Origin of the sequence: Sulfurovum sp. (assembly GCF_041551015.1) — a bacterium.
GTDB lineage: Bacteria > Campylobacterota > Campylobacteria > Campylobacterales > Sulfurovaceae > Sulfurovum.
Genome location: NZ_JBFENQ010000020.1, coordinates 1 through 16,759, shown reverse-complemented (window position 1 = coordinate 16,759; position 16,759 = coordinate 1). Strand labels below are relative to the sequence as shown.

Sequence of the window (16,759 nt, the reverse complement as noted above, 5' to 3'; positions counted from 1 at the left end):
GCTTTATAAAATAATCTACATAAACTCAATCTCTTTTTTTCCTAAATTTCACTATAATACGTTTTTTTAAATACATTTAATTTTGGAGCGTTACTTTGCGTTTTTTAACTTTATTGGCACTAGTATTATTTATACTAAACCCACTTCAGGCAGCATCGGTTTCTATAGACAATATCTCTGCACAGATCCAAAAAGGTCTCCAAACACGTATCAAGGGTCAAAATAAACCTATCATTCAAAATATTTATGCCCAAACTGGTAATAAACCTTTGTGGATAGGCAACAAAAACAAAACAAAAACCAGTCAATTAATACAAGCACTCAATGATCCTCTTTTTAACTATAAAAATAAATCATTTGATCAAAAATCCATCAAAGGTCTCTTTTATCAACTTGATAATGGAGAGATCAGTGAATATAAACAAGCCGCTACCTATGCAAAGCTTGACCTTGCACTTACCAATTCTATGATACGTTTAGTGCGGTTTATAGTACAAGGTGATGTAGACTGGAATATGGTACAGGAGAAATTAAACAACCTTGAACAAAGTGATGATATTGTAGCCAGATGGGAAATGTCCCCTAAAGGATTTCCCGATCAGAATGAACTTGTATCTGCCATAGAAAATGATACTATTTATGACTATTTAACATCTCTATTGCCTATGGAAAAGCGCTATAGAAAGCTTGTCAAATTGCTTCAAGACTATCGTGTAATGGATAAATTTCCAAAGATCAAATATAGCGAGAAAGTATTGATGATAGGCGATAGTGATGGCCGTGTTGAAGAGATAAAAAAACGATTGCAAATCACTGGAGATTACCCTAAAAACGCTCCTATTAACAAGAAATTTGATGAAACACTTAGAAGAGCGGTGATTACCTATCAAAAGCGCTATTTACTTAAAGTAACTGGTACAGTGGACAAAACAACGACTTACTATCTGAATCAACCTGTTAAAAATAATATACAGGCCATCATTACAAACCTGGATAAAACAAAACTCTACCCAAAAGAATTTGAAAAGGAATATGTTGAAGTAAATATACCTGACTTTAATCTTCGGTATTATAAAGATCATGAAAAAATCATGAAGAAGGGTATTGTAGTAGGGCGTATAGACAGACCGACACCTCTTTTTTCCAATACTATCCGTTATATGGTACTTAATCCTACTTGGACCATTCCAGATAATCTTATAAAAAGAGACTTAATACACGTACTTAGAGAAAATCCTATGTATCTGGAAGAAAACAATATCCATGTATTTAGAGGAAATAAAGAGATCCAAGTCACGCAAAAGATGCTGGACCCTTATGAAAAAAGTGAAAAACAAGTACCTTACCGTTTTGTACAGTTTCCAGGAGATAATAATGCACTTGGGCGTGTGAAATTTATGTTTCCTAACAAATATGATGTATACCTCCATGATACAGATAATAAATCACTGCTTGAACGACGTTATAAAATATATAGTTCCGGTTGTATGCGGGTAGAAAAACCTTTTGATCTTGTAGATATACTGCTTGAGCATTCTAAGAGAAATTATTCTAAAAGTAAAATAGACGAAATACTTGAAAGCAATGATCCTACTACGATTAGTCTTACAAAACCTATTCCTGTACATATAATTTATTTTACAGTATATGAAGAAGATGGTTTGGCTTATTTTAAAAATGATATCTATTTATATGATAAGATCATTGAAGAGTCAGTAGAAGGAAATAAAAAGTCTACATTTACCATACCTGAAAAACGTATGATATCTGTAAAGAAAAACGCTCAACCTCTTTCTAATTAGGATTTTTCCTCATTTTAACCCTTTGCATATGTGTTAATGCAATTGCCATTGCATCTGTGATATCTAAGGGTTTTATCTCTTTTTTTATACCAAATAGCCTTTTGACCATAAATGCTACTTGCTCTTTGGTAGCTTTTCCATTCCCCGTCACTGCTTTTTTAACTTGTAATGGTGTATATTCATAGAAATAACCGACCTCTTGAAGTATCTTTAATGAAAGTGCCCCTCTAAACTGTGCAAGCTTTAAAACTGACTTAGGATTGTAAGCAAAAAAGATATCTTCAATAGCCACTTCATCCACCTGATGTGCCTTTAAAATGACGTCAATACCCTCTACAAGCTCTACTATCTGCTCTTGTAGCTCTTTTGCTTTAATTTTGAGTAAACCTGCTTCAACAAGTGAAAACTTTTTTCCATCCCAATATATGATACAGTACCCTAAATTACGGCTTCCGGGGTCTATTCCTAAAATATTCATTCACACCTTTGTTCACATAGTGAATAATTTTATTCAACTCTGTTTAATAACGCTATTTTAGCTTAAATTGGCTAAAATGTTATAAGTTATTCACATTAATAATTTTAACTCTTAAAAACAGTGAAAGTTTATTCACACATTTAAAAATATCAAAGGCATGAACGGATGAATATAGGACAAAAAGTACTTTTTGAACTGAAAAAAGAGATCTCTGAAGTAGAATATGAACGATATATTAAAAACCTTACTTATGATACAAAACGGTCACGAAGTAATATTGTCTATTTTAATGCCCCAAATATGATCGTCGCAAAATGGATCAAAAGTAAATACACGGATAAACTTATACATCTTTTTGAGCTGCAAAACGAAATAAAACCAGAAATAGAAATCACAGTTGGCAAACAAAAACATCAAGGTTCAACACCTGTTACAAAACATACAAGTGAGAAGAGTCATTCTAAAAGTACCTATCTTAACCCATCTTTAACATTTGAAAGTTTTATTGTAGGAAATTCCAATCAATTTGCCTATACTACAGCAAAATCTGTAGCAGAAAAGCCAGGAAGACAATACAATCCTCTTTTTCTCTATGGTGGCGTAGGATTGGGTAAAACCCATCTTCTTCAAGCCATAGGTAATTATCATATCGATCTGGGTAAAACGGTTATCTACACTACGTTGGAACAATTTATGAACTCTTTTACTTCACATCTTCGTTCTCAAACCATGGACCGTTTTAGAGACAAGTTTAGAGAGTGTGATCTACTTCTAATAGATGATATACAGTTTCTAAGTAGAAAAGAACAGACACAGGAAGAATTCTTTCACACTTTTAATGAACTCTATAACAATAATAAACAAATTGTTATCACTTCTGACAGACAGCCCAATAAAATCGCCGGACTGGTAGATAGACTTAGAACACGTTTTGAAATGGGGCTTATGGCAGATATACAGCCACCAGGACTAGAAACCAAAATTGCCATCATTCAAAAGAAATGTGAACTTGACGGTATTAAACTGGATAACGAGATAGTGAATTATATTGCTACAAATATGGGTGATAATATACGTGAGATAGAAGGAACCATTATAAAACTCAATGCACTTTCTTCTATGCTTAACCAAGAAATCACCCTTGATTTTGCACAAAATGCAATTAAAGATCAACTTAAAGAGAAAAAAGAAAATATTACTATTGATGAAATTGTAAAAATCATATCTAAAGAGCTTAATATCAAACCTTCAGATATGAAATCTAAAAAACGTACAAAGAATGTTGTAAATGCAAGAAGAATCGCTATTTATCTGGCTAGAAACCTTACACCCAATTCTATGCCGCAAATCGCTGTATATTTTGGGATGAAAGACCATACAGCTATTTCACATGCTATGAAAAAAATCAATGAAATCATAGAGAGTGATGAAAATTTTAAAGTCATTTTAGAAGAACTCTCTAACAAAGTAAATACGCATACTCAAAATGACATACTATAAACTATATTTAATCATAGAAAACTTGAATAAAAAAAAGATATAATTTTAAAAGTGAATAAATGTGAATGTTCAAAAATAGTTGTGCATTCAATTAAACAACGGTCACACCAGCAATAAAGTAGTTTTTCACATATTCATGTCACACTACTACTACGTACTAATTTTATTAAAAATAAGGAAAGTCAATGAAGATAAGAGCACAAAAACAAATTATAGAATCTATACTCATTAATTTACAACCTTTTTTAGAAAAAAAAGATGCAAGTCAAATTACCTCACATATATTATTTACCACTGAAGATAATAAATGTATTGTTAAAGCAACTGATTCAGAAATAGGTTTAAAAATTGTTACTGATAATATTGGAATAGAAGCAGAAGGATCGTTTACTGCCCATGGTAAAAAACTTCTAGATATTATACGTATACTCAAAGACGATGAAATTACATTAGAACTTTTGGACAATACACTTATTATTAAACAAAAACATTCTAAATTTAAACTTCCTACATTTGATCCAACATCTTATCCAGCGTTCCCAACAATAAACGATAAACCACAAATTACTTTAGATTCTTTAAGTTTGATTCAAAACCTTAAAAAAATCTCTCCTGCAATTGATACTAATAATCCAAAATTTGAACTTAATGGTGCTTTGATCAACATAAAAAATGATGCTACAGATCTAGTAGGAACTGATACCAGAAGATTAGCTATAGCAACAATACCAGGTAACAACAGTGAATCATTGTCTTTAATTGTTCCTAAAAAAGCTATTTTAGAAATTCAAAAACTTTTTTTAGATCAAATAGATATCTTTTTTGATGAAACGAATCTAATTATTACAAACGAAAATCATTATTTTTATACAAGACTGATCAATGGAAAATTTCCAGATTATCAACGTATTATTCCATCTACAACCAAACATCAAGTCACTCTTCCTAAAAAAGAGATGATCGATGCGATAAAAATGATAACAACTATTTCACAAGAAATAAAAATGACACTTTTATCTGATACCATTATCTTTAATTCATTAAGTGCAGATAATGTTGAAGCTAAAACTGAATTAGAACTTAATACAGGTTTAGCTGATAAATTTGAACTTTCATTTAACAGTAAATACATTTTGGATTTCATTTCACAAACAAATAAAAATGAATTTGTTATTGAATTTAATGAACCATCTCTACCATTTATCGTTAAAGACGATAATTTTATTACAATCATCATGCCAATTGTTGCATAAAAGGAAAAGCGTTATATGAGTGAAAATAAAACAAAATATATTTTTGTTACAGGTGGAGTACTTTCTTCTTTAGGAAAAGGTATTACTGCTGCAAGTGTAGGTACATTACTAAAACATACAGGACAACGCGTAGGCGTGTTAAAACTTGATCCATATATCAATGTTGACCCTGGAACTATGTCACCATTAGAACACGGTGAAGTTTTTGTAACTAAAGACGGTGCTGAAACGGATCTTGATCTAGGTCATTATGAAAGATTTTTAGATACATCACTTACACAAAACAATAACTTTACAACAGGTCTTGTATATAAAACGGTTATTGAAAATGAACGTAAAGGGAAGTATCTTGGTAAAACGATTCAAGTGGTTCCACACATTGTAAATGAAATTAAAGAGCGTATAGTAAGAGCAGGTGAAAATAAAGACATTCTTATTGTAGAATTGGGTGGTACAACAGGTGATATTGAAGGTTTACCATTTTTAGAAACGATAAGACAAATGAAACATGAATTTGGTAAGACACAAGTGATGAATATTCATGTGACACTTTTACCTTATATCAAAGCTGCTGGAGAACTTAAAACAAAACCAACACAGCATTCTGTTCAAGAACTTAGACGTATAGGTATTGCACCTCATATGTTAGTACTCCGTGCTGAAGTACCTGTTTCAAGTGATATTAAACAAAAAATAGCATATTCTTGTGATGTAGATGAAGATTCTGTCATTGTTGCCGCAGATGCTCCTACGATTTATCAAGTGCCTTTAAACTTTCTAGATCAAGATATGTTAACACCTATCTGCAAACAATTGGACCTTGAAGATTGTCACCCTAAAATGGATGAATGGAGAGATCTTGTACATAAGATCATTATGCCTAGCAAAAGTATGAAAATAGCATTTGTTGGTAAATATCTTGATCTTAAAGAGTCTTACAAATCTTTAACAGAAGCACTTATACATGCAGGTGCACATCTTGATACAAAAGTAGAGATCAAATGGGTAGATAGCGAAAAAGTTGAAGATGATGGCGCTCAAAAATATTTGAATGATTGTGATGGCATTTTGGTTGCAGGTGGTTTTGGTGGGCGAGGTGTTGAAGGTAAAATTCAAGCAATTCAATATGCTAGAGAAGAGAAAATACCTTTCTTGGGTATCTGTCTTGGTATGCAACTTTCCATGGTTGAATTTGGACGTAATGTTCTTGGACTCAAAAATGCGAATTCTGTAGAATTTGATAAAGATACTCCTAATCCAATGATTTATCTTATTGATGAATTTATAGATGCAAGCGGTTCAAAACAAGTAAGAACAACGAAGTCACCAATGGGTGGAACACTTAGACTTGGTGAGTACGAATGCGAAACCAAAGAGGGTTCAAATCTCAGGGCAGCATATGATTCTAAAATTATTTTTGAAAGACATAGACATCGTTACGAAGCAAATCCTAAATATAGAGAAGCTTTAGAAAAAAAAGGTATGGCTATTACAGGTGAATCAAATGGCCTTATCGAAGCGGTTGAAGTTGTTGATCATCCATGGTTCTTAGGTGTACAGTTCCACCCGGAATTTACTTCTAGACTTCAAAATCCAAATCCATCTATTTTGGCTTTTGTTAAAGCAGCACTTCAACATAAAAAATAAATGGTTCAGCCATTAACGCTTACAAGGTTAGAAAAACTTTTAACCGAGCGCTTTGAAGAGGGTTTTCTCTCTTTAAAAGATCTTCCTCAACCTTCTACATTTAAAGATATGGATAAAGCAACAGAACGCATTGTTTCTGCCATTCAAAATAAAGAAAAAATAACCATTATCGGTGACTACGACGTAGATGGTGTGACCTCTACGACTTTGATGAAACTTTTTTTTGATGAAATTGATTATCCTATAGAGTGGATCATACCTAACCGTTTTAAAGATGGCTATGGTCTCTCAGCTAACATCATACCCCGTATAATTGGTACAGATCTAGCCATCACGGTGGATAACGGAATCTCAGCTGTCTATGCTGCCCAACTATGTAAAGAAGAGGATATAGATCTTATCATCACGGATCATCATCTTTTAGCCCCGGAAATACCAGATGCCTATGCAATAATAGACCAAAAACAAGAGGCATGCACATTTCCCTATGATGATGTATGTGGTGCCCAAATCGCCTGGTATCTTATCGCATCACTCAAAAATGCTTTAAATATAAAAATAGACATGATGTCATATATGGAACTCGTTTCTATTGCCATCATTGCAGATATGATGCCTTTACAACATATTAATAGAGCAATGGTCCTTGCAGGTATAAAGGCACTTAATAGCAGTAAAAGACCTGCGATAAAAGCTTTTTTGGAACACAGCCAAAAAGAGAAATTAAATGCAGAAGATATAGGATTTTTTTTAGCACCTCTACTTAACAGTGCAGGACGGATGGAAGATGCCTCTTTTGCAGTCAATTTTTTAGCTTCAACAAATATATATGATGCAAGGGTAAGACTTGAACGTCTTATAGAATTTAATACGCTTAGAAAAGCCACTGAACATGACATTACACAAAAAGCTATGACACAGGTGGATAATGATGATGAAGTGATCATTGTAGTAGGTGAAGCCTGGCATGAGGGTGTGGTAGGGATCGTAGCATCCAGAGTTGCACGGGCATGTGAAAAACCTTGTATTGTACTTACCCACAGTGAAGAGGGATTACTTAAAGGGAGTGGTAGAAGTTTTGGAGAGTGTGATCTCTTTGCTATCGTAGACAGCACTAGAATGCATCTGGAGAAGTTTGGAGGACATCAGGCAGCTATTGGTCTTTCTTTAAAAAAACAGAGCCTGGAAGCGTTTAAAACAGAGGTAGAGAAAAATATTAAAGAAGGCGCTTATGTTAAAGAAGTTTTTGACTCGGAAATTGTAGGAGCTCTACACTTTTCTATTATATCTTTTGATTTGACAAATATAGTGAAAAAATTTGAACCTTATGGACAGGGGAATACTACACCTAAGTTTATCTCTACGAATGTGGAGATACTCCAAGCAGATATGATGGGTAAAGAGGGTGAACATTTACGTTTTTCTTTTGCTCAGGATGGTATAGTCATGCAAGGAGTGAAGTTTAAGACCAAAGAGGTTTTTGAAGTAGGGTCTAAAGTCAATATTACGTATACGGTTAATGAAAATTATTTTAGAGGTAAGACAACATTACAGTTAATGGTAGATAAGGTGATTTCAGATCCAAGTTAAAACTTGGATCTGAGGAGAAAGAAGAATCTATTTAGAGAGGTAAAACTCTGATGTTTTCATCTAATTTTTCTTTTAGAATATTTTCTATAGCGAAAAGTGTACCTGTACTTGAACTTGCACAACCAGAACATGCACCTAAGTAACGGATGTAAATGTCAAAGTTTGCACCATTTTCTTTGATATCAAGAATTTCCATATCACCACCATCCATGATAAGCATTTGTCTAATATTTTCATCAACGACTTTGTCCACCGCTTTAATACGTTGAACGATAGTCATTTGGGCAAAATCAGCACCAGAACTACCAGCATTACCAAGTGTTGCACCTGCAGCCATTTTTTCTTTTTCGTACTCTTCAAGTAAGTCTACTAAATAAACATCTTTTGCTTCATGTCCACCAGGTTTGATACATGACTTACAAAATGCACCTGCTTTAGTGTAGTCTGTTATTTGTTCAACTGTTGTAAGGTCATTAAGACGGATCACTTCTTGAAGTGTGGAGAGAGTTACACGTGCACATTCACATACGATCACTTCTTGTTCAAAACTCTCCATATCTACACCTTTGTACTGTGCTGCAGCTTTCTTGATAACATCATAAGCCATAACAGAACAGTGCATTTTTTGTGGTGGCACTGCTGGGGTATCAACATCATCACGCATGGCCATTTCAACATCGATATTGGTGATCTTTACTGCTTCATCAACTGTTTTTCCTAGACAAAGTTCAGCCATTGTATCGGAAGAGGCAATAGCTGTACCACAACCAAAGCTTTTAAATTTTGAAGCTAAAATTACATCCGTTTCAGGAGCAACTGCCCAGTAAAGTCTTACAGCATCTCCACAACTCTCTGCTCCAAAGTCTGCAACGATGAGTTTGGCACCCATTTCATCTGCCTGTTCTTGTGTAATCTCACCCATATTTTTTGGGTTGTTCATTAAATTTGTTACTTTATTGCTATACTCATCCCAGATGGTACCGCCTACTAAACTATCTATTCCCATAATATATCCTTTATTATTTTTTATTTATTAATGGTGATGAGAGTCTAATCCGCTCTCATGACCTTCTGGTGCGTACGCATATGAACTTGAGATACCTCTAAGTCTTATTACGGCTGCTTTAACTACTTTGAGTGTGTAGTCTAACTCATCTTGTGTGGTGTAGCGGCTCAGTGAAAAACGGATAGCAGTATGTGCCAGGTCTTCTGCTGCACCAATGGCTTCCATGACTGAGTTTGCTTCCAAATCTTCACTTGCACAAGCGGAACCGGTACTTGCACCGATACCTGCACGGCTAAGATCCCATAACATTGATTCACCTTCGATACCTCTAAATGAAATGAGAATCGTATTTGGTGTTCTTTTTTCTCTTGGTGTTACAACAAATGTATCTTCGATCTTGAGAAGTTCATCTTCAAAATTATCTCTAATCTTTCTGATCTCTGTCATTTCAAAGTCAAGTGCATCAACAGCTTGTTCCATTGCTTTACCCATACCTACGATACCAGGAACATTGAGTGTACCTGAACGATATCCACCCATTTGCGCACCACCATGAAGTAGGGGCATAAGCTCTTTGCCTTTTTTCATATATAAGGCACCCACACCTTTAGGTCCATGGAACTTGTGTGCAGAGAAGGTAAGGTAATCTACATGAAATGACTGTACATCTACAGGTGTTTTACCTATGGCTTGCACGGCATCCGTATGAAAAAGTACGTTATGCTCTACACAGATATTACCAATCTCTTGTACTGGGAAGATGGCACCTGTTTCATTGTTCGCCCACATAACCGATACAAGAGCGGTTTTATCTGTGATACTATCTCTTATACTTTGTGCTTCTATGAGTCCTTCATTGTTGATAGGAAGGTAAGTAACCTTACATCCCATATTCTCTAGAAACTTTGCAGTTGCTATAACAGAAGGGTGTTCCACTTCAGAGATGATGATGTGGTTCTTTTTACCTGTTAAAATGTACTCAAAATAGATACTTTTGAGTACCCAGTTATTACTTTCTGTTGCACAAGAAGTGATAACAACAGAATCTTCTCTGGGTGCATTAATACCGGCATAGATCTTTTCCATACCAGCTTTTATACCGGGGTGTGTATCACTGGCAAATATGTGTAATGAGTTTGGATTACCATACTTTTGTACAAAATATGGTTCCATTTCTGCGAAGACCTGAGGGTCAACGATAGTTGTTGCATTATTGTCTAAATAGACCTTCATTTGTTTTCTCCTTTGAATAGAACAAAATCCCATTCAATTTCATTTAAATTTTTTATTTATAACGATACTCATTTTAATTAAGACTATTTTAGTCCTAATTAGTTTAGTGCATAATACGCTCTTATTCTTAAAGTAACATAAAATTCTAACTTAAAGAGGACAATTATACTCCTAATTAGATTATTTTTACTTGATTTATATTAATCAAGTGGAGCAAACAGGGATATTTTGTAAAGTTTATAGGAAGTAAATAAGAACCAAATACGGAAATTGTCCGTTTTGGTTTAAAAATTAGATGGTGTAGGTGTATTGATTAGGTTATAAAATTCACTTCTGGTACGTTCATCACTTTTAAAGAGACCACGAAGAGCAGAGCTTACGGTTGTTGAGTTGATCTTTTGAACACCTCTCATCTCCATACACATATGTCGCGCATGAACCACTACTGCTACACCCTTAGGTTTAATAGTTTCCAAGATAGCATCTGCGATCTGTTCTGTCATCTGTTCTTGTATCTGTAAACGTCTGGCATAGACATTGACGATACGAGGGATCTTTGAAAGACCTACCACTTTTCCATCAGGTATATATGCCACATGTGCGCGTCCTATGATTGGTAGCATGTGATGTTCACACATTGAGTAAAACTCGATATCACGTACCAATACCATTTCATCATTACTTGTACTAAAGAGCGCTTGATTGAGTATCTCTTTTGGATCTTGATCGTAACCCTCTGTAAGAAACTTTAGGGCTTTAGCTACACGGCTAGGTGTTTGAAGTAAGCCTTCACGCTTAGGATCTTCTCCTAAAAGTTCAAGGACTTTAGTGACAGCCTGTTCAAATTCTTCTTCTTTATTCATCATATTGCCTAATAGATATTTTTCACATTGTAGCTAAAAACAATTTAACTATCTTCTCATCTACTTTTGAGATAGCAAGTTTCTGTATCTCCTGTTCAGTAAAATAGTCTGTCTCTTCAGGATTGTTTTCATAATAGACATATACTTTACAAATAAGTTTAAAGTGTGTATAGGCATGAGTAACTTCACCTATGTATTCAGAGGCACAATTTGGAACATCCACACTTTTAAATCCCCAAAGACCATGCAAGAACTTTCCTTTCCTTTGATTGAGAGCCAATTTATCATTATACACACGGACAAGTATGTTTTCCTCTCTGGTAGGTACAATACGTTTCTTTTTTGTAGGATAGAGTGCAGGCTCTTCCTGTCCTTTGCATATATCATTAAGGGGACAGATATCACATTTGGGGTTTCTAGGTAGACAAATGGTTGCCCCTATATCCATCATCGCTTGATTATAATCAAAAGGACGGACTCTGTCTAGCATCTCATATGCGATTTCCCAAAGTTTTTTTTCACTTGGTTTGAGTAGTTTCTGTAAGCGGCAAAGTATACGCTTAACATTGGCTTCCATAATAGGAACGGGCAGATGAAAGGCAAAGGCAGCGACGGCATGAGCAGTGTTCTTACCTATGCCGGGAAGTCTGATGAGTTCATCAATGTTATTAGGCAGTTGATCGACAAGTGTGGCGGTCTTGTGTAAGTTTTTGGCACGATTATAGTACCCCAGTCCTTCCCACATCTTCAAGACATCATCAAGAGGTGCTTCACCCAAGAGTTTAAGTGAAGGAAAACGCTCAATGAAAGGAATATAATATCGTTCCAGTACGGTTTTGACCTGTGTTTGTTGAAGCATTACTTCAGAGAGGTAGATATAATACGCTTCATCTGTGTTACGCCAGGGTAAATCTAGTCGTCCATATTGTTGGTACCAATCATGGATGTTTTGGTGGGTTCGTTTATACATGGTGGGATTATAACATGTGTTGCTTTGTACGTTTAGAATGTTATTAAGAGCATATAAGTGAAAGTTTTTATGAAAGTAAAGTTTGTTTGATGGTTAAACACATATTAATACAATTTTCATTATCATTAAGAATACTATTCAACATTATAAGGAGAGAATATGAAATTAAAGAGGGTAATATTGGCATTTTTTATGCTTGTAGGGATAGCACAAGCTGACGTACAGTCAAACATGGCAGAAGTAAAGTTAACTGCAGAGCTACATGGTTCCAAAGGTAATGCAATAGGAGAGCTGGACGCACTTATCAAAAAGATAGATACCATCGGTTACTCTACTGTAGCAGCCAATAAAGATATCCAAGTACATTATTACAATAAATTTAAAGAGAAGACTTTAGAGATGATCTCTTTTTTTGGACTTGTGAACAAAGAAGCACTCAGACCGCTTTTGCTTAAAAATCCTGATTTTGGTGCTTATGCGCCATATAACTTTTTCGGGTATAAAAAACTTGATACACCAGAAGATGATAACACATGGTATGGGCACCTTGCTCCAGATACAATGTTAGATATCATAGGTGAAAAAGATGCTGATGCAAGAAAATCATTTACAGATATGGTTGAGTCTTTCGATGGATTGATGAAAAAAGAGATGAAACCAACGATGTCACAAAGATTTGAGCACACTAAGCCATTACCGAAAAATGGACTTACAAGAATGGTGAAAAAGTTTGAGAAAACAGACGATATAGAAACATTTGTTGAAGATTTTGTTATGGATCATGATGGACGTTTCTCTAAGCATAACTTTATTATTGCTGGGTTCATTGATTTTAAATTTGAATACAGTGATATGGATCTAGAATTTGATAAATATGATGCATACTGGGTTTCAATGCTTTGTCACTTTGAATTCTCAAACTCTATCTTCAATAGAGGTATTCCTGAAGCGGGTATGTTCGCACCATGTTCAGTCTACTTCTACATTCCTAAAGGAACAAATGAACTTCATGTAGGGTATGCAAGTGTAGATAACTGGATCAATGCATTGAACTTTAAAGATCAAAAACGTATTGATTATATGAGAGCGATCGATGCAGAAGTTGTTGAAACCTTTAAAGAGATGGGCTTTGAAGTTGTAACACTTGGTAAAGACTAACAAGTTAACCAAGACAGGTTAAAATAAAAAATAAAAGGGAAAATAGATGAAATTGATTAAAATGACACTGGCGTTTTTATTGGCATTAGTTACTGTACAAGTAAGTGCACAAGCTGAAAGTATTAAATTAGATATAGGTGCACCTGCACCTGAAGTACTAACTACCTATTATGCAGCGAAAGCACAAAGTGCGAACGCAGTGGAATCAAAATTGAAAGCCAATGGTTTTTCTATTCTTGCCAAAACAGAACCGATCAAAGGTTCGACGGTTATTACAGTTACGAACAAAGAATTAAAAAATACAAACTCTTGGTTAGCAACACTTAATGTACTCGTAAATGAAAAAGAAATACGTGTACAAAATCCATCATACTTTGGTGCAGCATACCTTCAAGACAAGTTTAAATATGGTCAGTTTGCCGGGACACTGAAGTCACTTCAAAAAGCACTTGGTGATCTCTATACGGTAGAAGACAAGTTTAAACTGGCAAAGCTTCCTAAATATCAGTTTATGATGGGTATGGCATATGTAGGAGATACTATCGAAGTAGGTCAAGGTGCAGATTTGGATACAAAGCTTAAAGACAACAAATATGTAAGTTACAGTCTTAAGCTTCCTGATGGATCTACGCTTGTCGGGCATAACTTAAGAAGCAGAACAAATAAATTTCTTCTTAAGATCGATGCAGGTCACAATGCATTGATCTTACCATACAGAAGTATGATCAAAGACGGTAAAGCAGTGATGTTGGATCCTAAATATTACCTTGCAGTCTCTTTACCTCTTTTAAGTATGGGAGAGTTTATGAAAATAGCATCTGCTCCAGCTGAGATAGAAAAAGATATTAAAAGATCATATAAATAGAGTACTCCTTAGCTGTTCAGAGTAATTCCGGACAGCTTTTCTATCACCCCCTTCTCCCCTATAATTTTAATGCTTATTGGTATTTCAACATTATTTAGATAAAATCACGTAATTATATATATAAAGGATTGTAGTGAAAGTTACAGTAAACAAAGTAGATGACGCAAATATTATCATAAGTGGTACTATAGAAAACAGTGCTCTTGAAGAGAACATTAATAAGATGGCTGTTCAAGCTGGTAAAGAGATGAAAGTAGATGGATTTAGAAAAGGTAAAGTACCTGCACACGTAGTGAAAAAACTACATGGTGATAAACTTGCACAGGATGCTGAAGGTGAAGTACTGAGAGAGCTTATTGATGCGGGTATCAAAGAAGCGGGTATCAATCCTGCAGATATGATCGGTCAGCCTACATTTAAAAAGTATGACAAAAAGGATTCTGGTATCGATGTTGAAGTAGAAGTTTCTACTAGACCTGTATTTGAAGCGGAAGGTCACATGGATGTACTTCCTGCATTTGACAGACCAGCAGCAGCAGAGAAAGAGATCGAAGAAAAACTGAATGAAATTGCAGCGCAGCAATCACCTTATGAAAAGATCAAAAGAAAGCGTATGGTAAGAGACGGTGACATGGTTGTTATCGATTTTGAAGGTTTTGTTGATGGTGTAGCATTTGATGGAGGTAAAGCTGAGAAATTTAACCTCAAAATCGGTTCAGGGCAATTTATTCCAGGTTTTGAAGAGCAGATTATCGGTATGAAGTATGAAGAAGAAAAAACAGTTACAGTGACTTTCCCAGAAGAGTATCAGTCAGCTGAACTTGCAGGTAAAGAAGCAGAATTCAAAGTAAAACTTCACGAGATCCAAGAACAAGTACCTGCAGAACTTAACGATGAGTTAGCAAAAAAACTTCTTCAAGGTGAAGAGAATGCAACACTAGATATGCTTAGAGAAAGAGTAAAAACACAGATCGAATCAACAGAGATATCAAAACTCTATAATGAAGATCTAAAACCGAAATTGGTTGAAGCATTGGTTGCTAAATTTGATTTTGCACTGCCAAACAACATTGTTGAGCAAGAGATCGATGCAAAGATCAATGCAAAAGCAAGAGAGATGAGTGAAGAAGAGCTTAACTCTTTCAAAGACAACCCTGAAAAAGTTGAAGCACTTCGAGAAGAGGTAAGAGCAGATGCAGAAGCGAGTGTAAAAGCGACATTTATCGTAGATGCATTGGCGAAGAAAGAAGAAGTATCTGTGGATGATCAAGAAGTATCACAGGCAATTTACTACGAAGCAATGATGAGTGGTCAAGATCCACAACAAGTGATCAAATACTACCAAGACAACAATCTTCTCCCTGCAGTGAAGATGGGTATGATCGAAGATAAACTCTTTGGTAAAATGCTAGGTTTAGACAAATAAAAACAAACAAACAAATAACAACGTAAGTTGTTATTTGTTCTATTAACTTATAGAGTGTATAGTTGAGTTGATAAAAATATCTATTTAACTATATATTATTAAAGGTAAAAAATGAGCTATATTCCATACGTTGTAGAACAAACCGGTAGAGGTGAAAGATCATACGATATCTATTCACGATTACTTAAAGATCGTATCATTATGTTAAGTGGTGAAGTGAATGACCAAGTAGCTTCAACTGTTGTGGCACAACTTCTTTTTCTTGAAGCACAAGACCCGGATAAAGATATTTACTTTTACATTAACTCTCCAGGAGGTGTGATAACTTCTGGACTCTCTATGTTCGATACAATGAATTACATCAAACCGGACATCGTAACGATCTGTATCGGTCAAGCGGCTTCTATGGGTGCTTTTTTGCTCGCTTCTGGTACAAAAGGTAAGCGTTATGCTCTACCACATGCTCGAATTATGATTCACCAACCTTCAGGTGGTGCACAAGGGCAGTCAACTGATATTCAGATTCAAGCACAAGAGATTCAGAGACTTAAAGATACGCTCAATGAGATATTAGCTGTACAAACGGGTAAAACCGCAAAACGTATAGAAAAAGATACAGAGAGAGATAACTTTATGTCATCTAGAGAAGCATTAGAATATGGTTTGATTGACAAAGTACTCACAAAAAGTTTTACTTAATAGAGACTGTACATGGTTAGAGAAATAGTAGTATACCCAGACAAAAGACTTAAACTTATCTCAAAAGAGGTAGAGTCTTTTAATGGAGCCTTGCATGATCTTCTGGATGATATGTATGAGACGATGCGTGCGCGTAATGGTGTAGGACTTGCAGCCATTCAGGTGGGTATTGATCTAAGAGCATTGATCATCAACATACCTTTAGAGGATGCAGATAGTGAACATGATCAGCCTAAAGAAAATACTTTAGAGATGATAAACCCTGTCAT

Annotated in this window: 15 protein-coding genes; 10 read left to right on the top strand and 5 right to left on the bottom strand. The window is 35.0% G+C overall.

The genetic code is table 11. The annotated features are described in order from the left end of the window. Window positions 1–95 precede the first annotated feature (95 nt). The gene (locus ABZC96_RS02575) at window positions 96–1,802 is read left to right on the top strand and encodes a murein L,D-transpeptidase (protein ID WP_373028869.1); all 1,707 of its coding nucleotides are present in this window, start codon (window positions 96–98) and stop codon (window positions 1,800–1,802) included. Here ABZC96_RS02575 and ruvC read toward each other — a convergent pair. Beyond that, complete coding sequence (ruvC, locus tag ABZC96_RS02570) at window positions 1,795–2,280, bottom strand: crossover junction endodeoxyribonuclease RuvC (protein ID WP_373028868.1); 486 nt, start codon at window positions 2,278–2,280, stop codon at window positions 1,795–1,797. The genes ABZC96_RS02575 and ruvC overlap by 8 nt on opposite strands. A gap of 165 nt (window positions 2,281–2,445) precedes the next feature. On the opposite strand from ruvC, the gene dnaA reads away from it, so the two are divergent. The 4 genes from dnaA to recJ all read left to right on the top strand — a co-directional run bounded on the left by dnaA (window position 2,446) and on the right by recJ (window position 8,270). Then, a complete protein-coding gene (gene dnaA / locus ABZC96_RS02565) occupies window positions 2,446–3,780 on the top strand; it encodes a chromosomal replication initiator protein DnaA (RefSeq protein ID WP_373028866.1) in 1,335 nt (444 codons plus the stop codon). A gap of 185 nt (window positions 3,781–3,965) precedes the next feature. Continuing rightward, window positions 3,966–5,033 (top strand): DNA polymerase III subunit beta, encoded by a 1,068-nt coding sequence (gene dnaN / locus ABZC96_RS02560; RefSeq protein WP_373028865.1) that lies wholly within the window; start codon window positions 3,966–3,968, stop codon window positions 5,031–5,033. A 15-nt stretch (window positions 5,034–5,048) separates the two neighbouring features. Continuing rightward, window positions 5,049–6,680, top strand: a complete 1,632-nt coding sequence (locus ABZC96_RS02555; protein ID WP_373028864.1) for a CTP synthase — start codon at window positions 5,049–5,051, stop codon at window positions 6,678–6,680. Then, window positions 6,681–8,270: a single-stranded-DNA-specific exonuclease RecJ gene (gene recJ, locus ABZC96_RS02550; RefSeq protein ID WP_373028863.1), complete on the top strand. Its 1,590-nt coding sequence runs from the start codon at window positions 6,681–6,683 to the stop codon at window positions 8,268–8,270. Between the two features lie 31 nt (window positions 8,271–8,301). Here the strand turns inward: recJ and ABZC96_RS02545 are convergent, their stop codons facing one another. The 4 genes from ABZC96_RS02545 to ABZC96_RS02530 all read right to left on the bottom strand — a co-directional run bounded on the left by ABZC96_RS02545 (window position 8,302) and on the right by ABZC96_RS02530 (window position 12,342). Further along, window positions 8,302–9,276: an iron-sulfur cluster assembly scaffold protein gene (locus ABZC96_RS02545; RefSeq protein ID WP_373028862.1), complete on the bottom strand. Its 975-nt coding sequence runs from the start codon at window positions 9,274–9,276 to the stop codon at window positions 8,302–8,304. A 27-nt stretch (window positions 9,277–9,303) separates the two neighbouring features. After that, on the bottom strand, window positions 9,304–10,509 hold the full coding sequence (locus ABZC96_RS02540) for a NifS family cysteine desulfurase (RefSeq protein ID WP_373028861.1): 1,206 nt from the start codon (window positions 10,507–10,509) through the stop codon (window positions 9,304–9,306). A 284-nt stretch (window positions 10,510–10,793) separates the two neighbouring features. Then, the gene (gene folE / locus ABZC96_RS02535; protein ID WP_373028859.1) at window positions 10,794–11,372 is read right to left on the bottom strand and encodes a GTP cyclohydrolase I FolE; all 579 of its coding nucleotides are present in this window, start codon (window positions 11,370–11,372) and stop codon (window positions 10,794–10,796) included. Window positions 11,373–11,394: 22 nt separating this feature from the next. Further along, entirely contained in the window at window positions 11,395–12,342 is a 948-nt protein-coding gene (locus ABZC96_RS02530; RefSeq protein ID WP_373028857.1) for an A/G-specific adenine glycosylase, read from the bottom strand. A gap of 159 nt (window positions 12,343–12,501) precedes the next feature. Here ABZC96_RS02530 and ABZC96_RS02525 point away from each other — a divergent pair, with 159 nt between their 5' ends. From ABZC96_RS02525 to ABZC96_RS02505, 5 genes are all read left to right on the top strand, one after another. Beyond that, window positions 12,502–13,500 (top strand): hypothetical protein, encoded by a 999-nt coding sequence (locus ABZC96_RS02525; protein WP_373028856.1) that lies wholly within the window; start codon window positions 12,502–12,504, stop codon window positions 13,498–13,500. A 46-nt stretch (window positions 13,501–13,546) separates the two neighbouring features. Continuing rightward, window positions 13,547–14,365 (top strand): hypothetical protein, encoded by an 819-nt coding sequence (locus ABZC96_RS02520; RefSeq protein ID WP_373028854.1) that lies wholly within the window; start codon window positions 13,547–13,549, stop codon window positions 14,363–14,365. 133 nt (window positions 14,366–14,498) lie between these two features. Next, complete coding sequence (gene tig / locus ABZC96_RS02515) at window positions 14,499–15,791, top strand: trigger factor (RefSeq protein WP_373028852.1); 1,293 nt, start codon at window positions 14,499–14,501, stop codon at window positions 15,789–15,791. A gap of 111 nt (window positions 15,792–15,902) precedes the next feature. Further along, the gene (clpP, locus tag ABZC96_RS02510) at window positions 15,903–16,490 is read left to right on the top strand and encodes an ATP-dependent Clp endopeptidase proteolytic subunit ClpP (protein ID WP_373028851.1); all 588 of its coding nucleotides are present in this window, start codon (window positions 15,903–15,905) and stop codon (window positions 16,488–16,490) included. 12 nt (window positions 16,491–16,502) lie between these two features. After that, window positions 16,503–16,759, top strand: a 257-nt coding sequence (locus tag ABZC96_RS02505; protein WP_373028850.1) for a peptide deformylase, incomplete at its 3' end; no start/stop codon positions are given.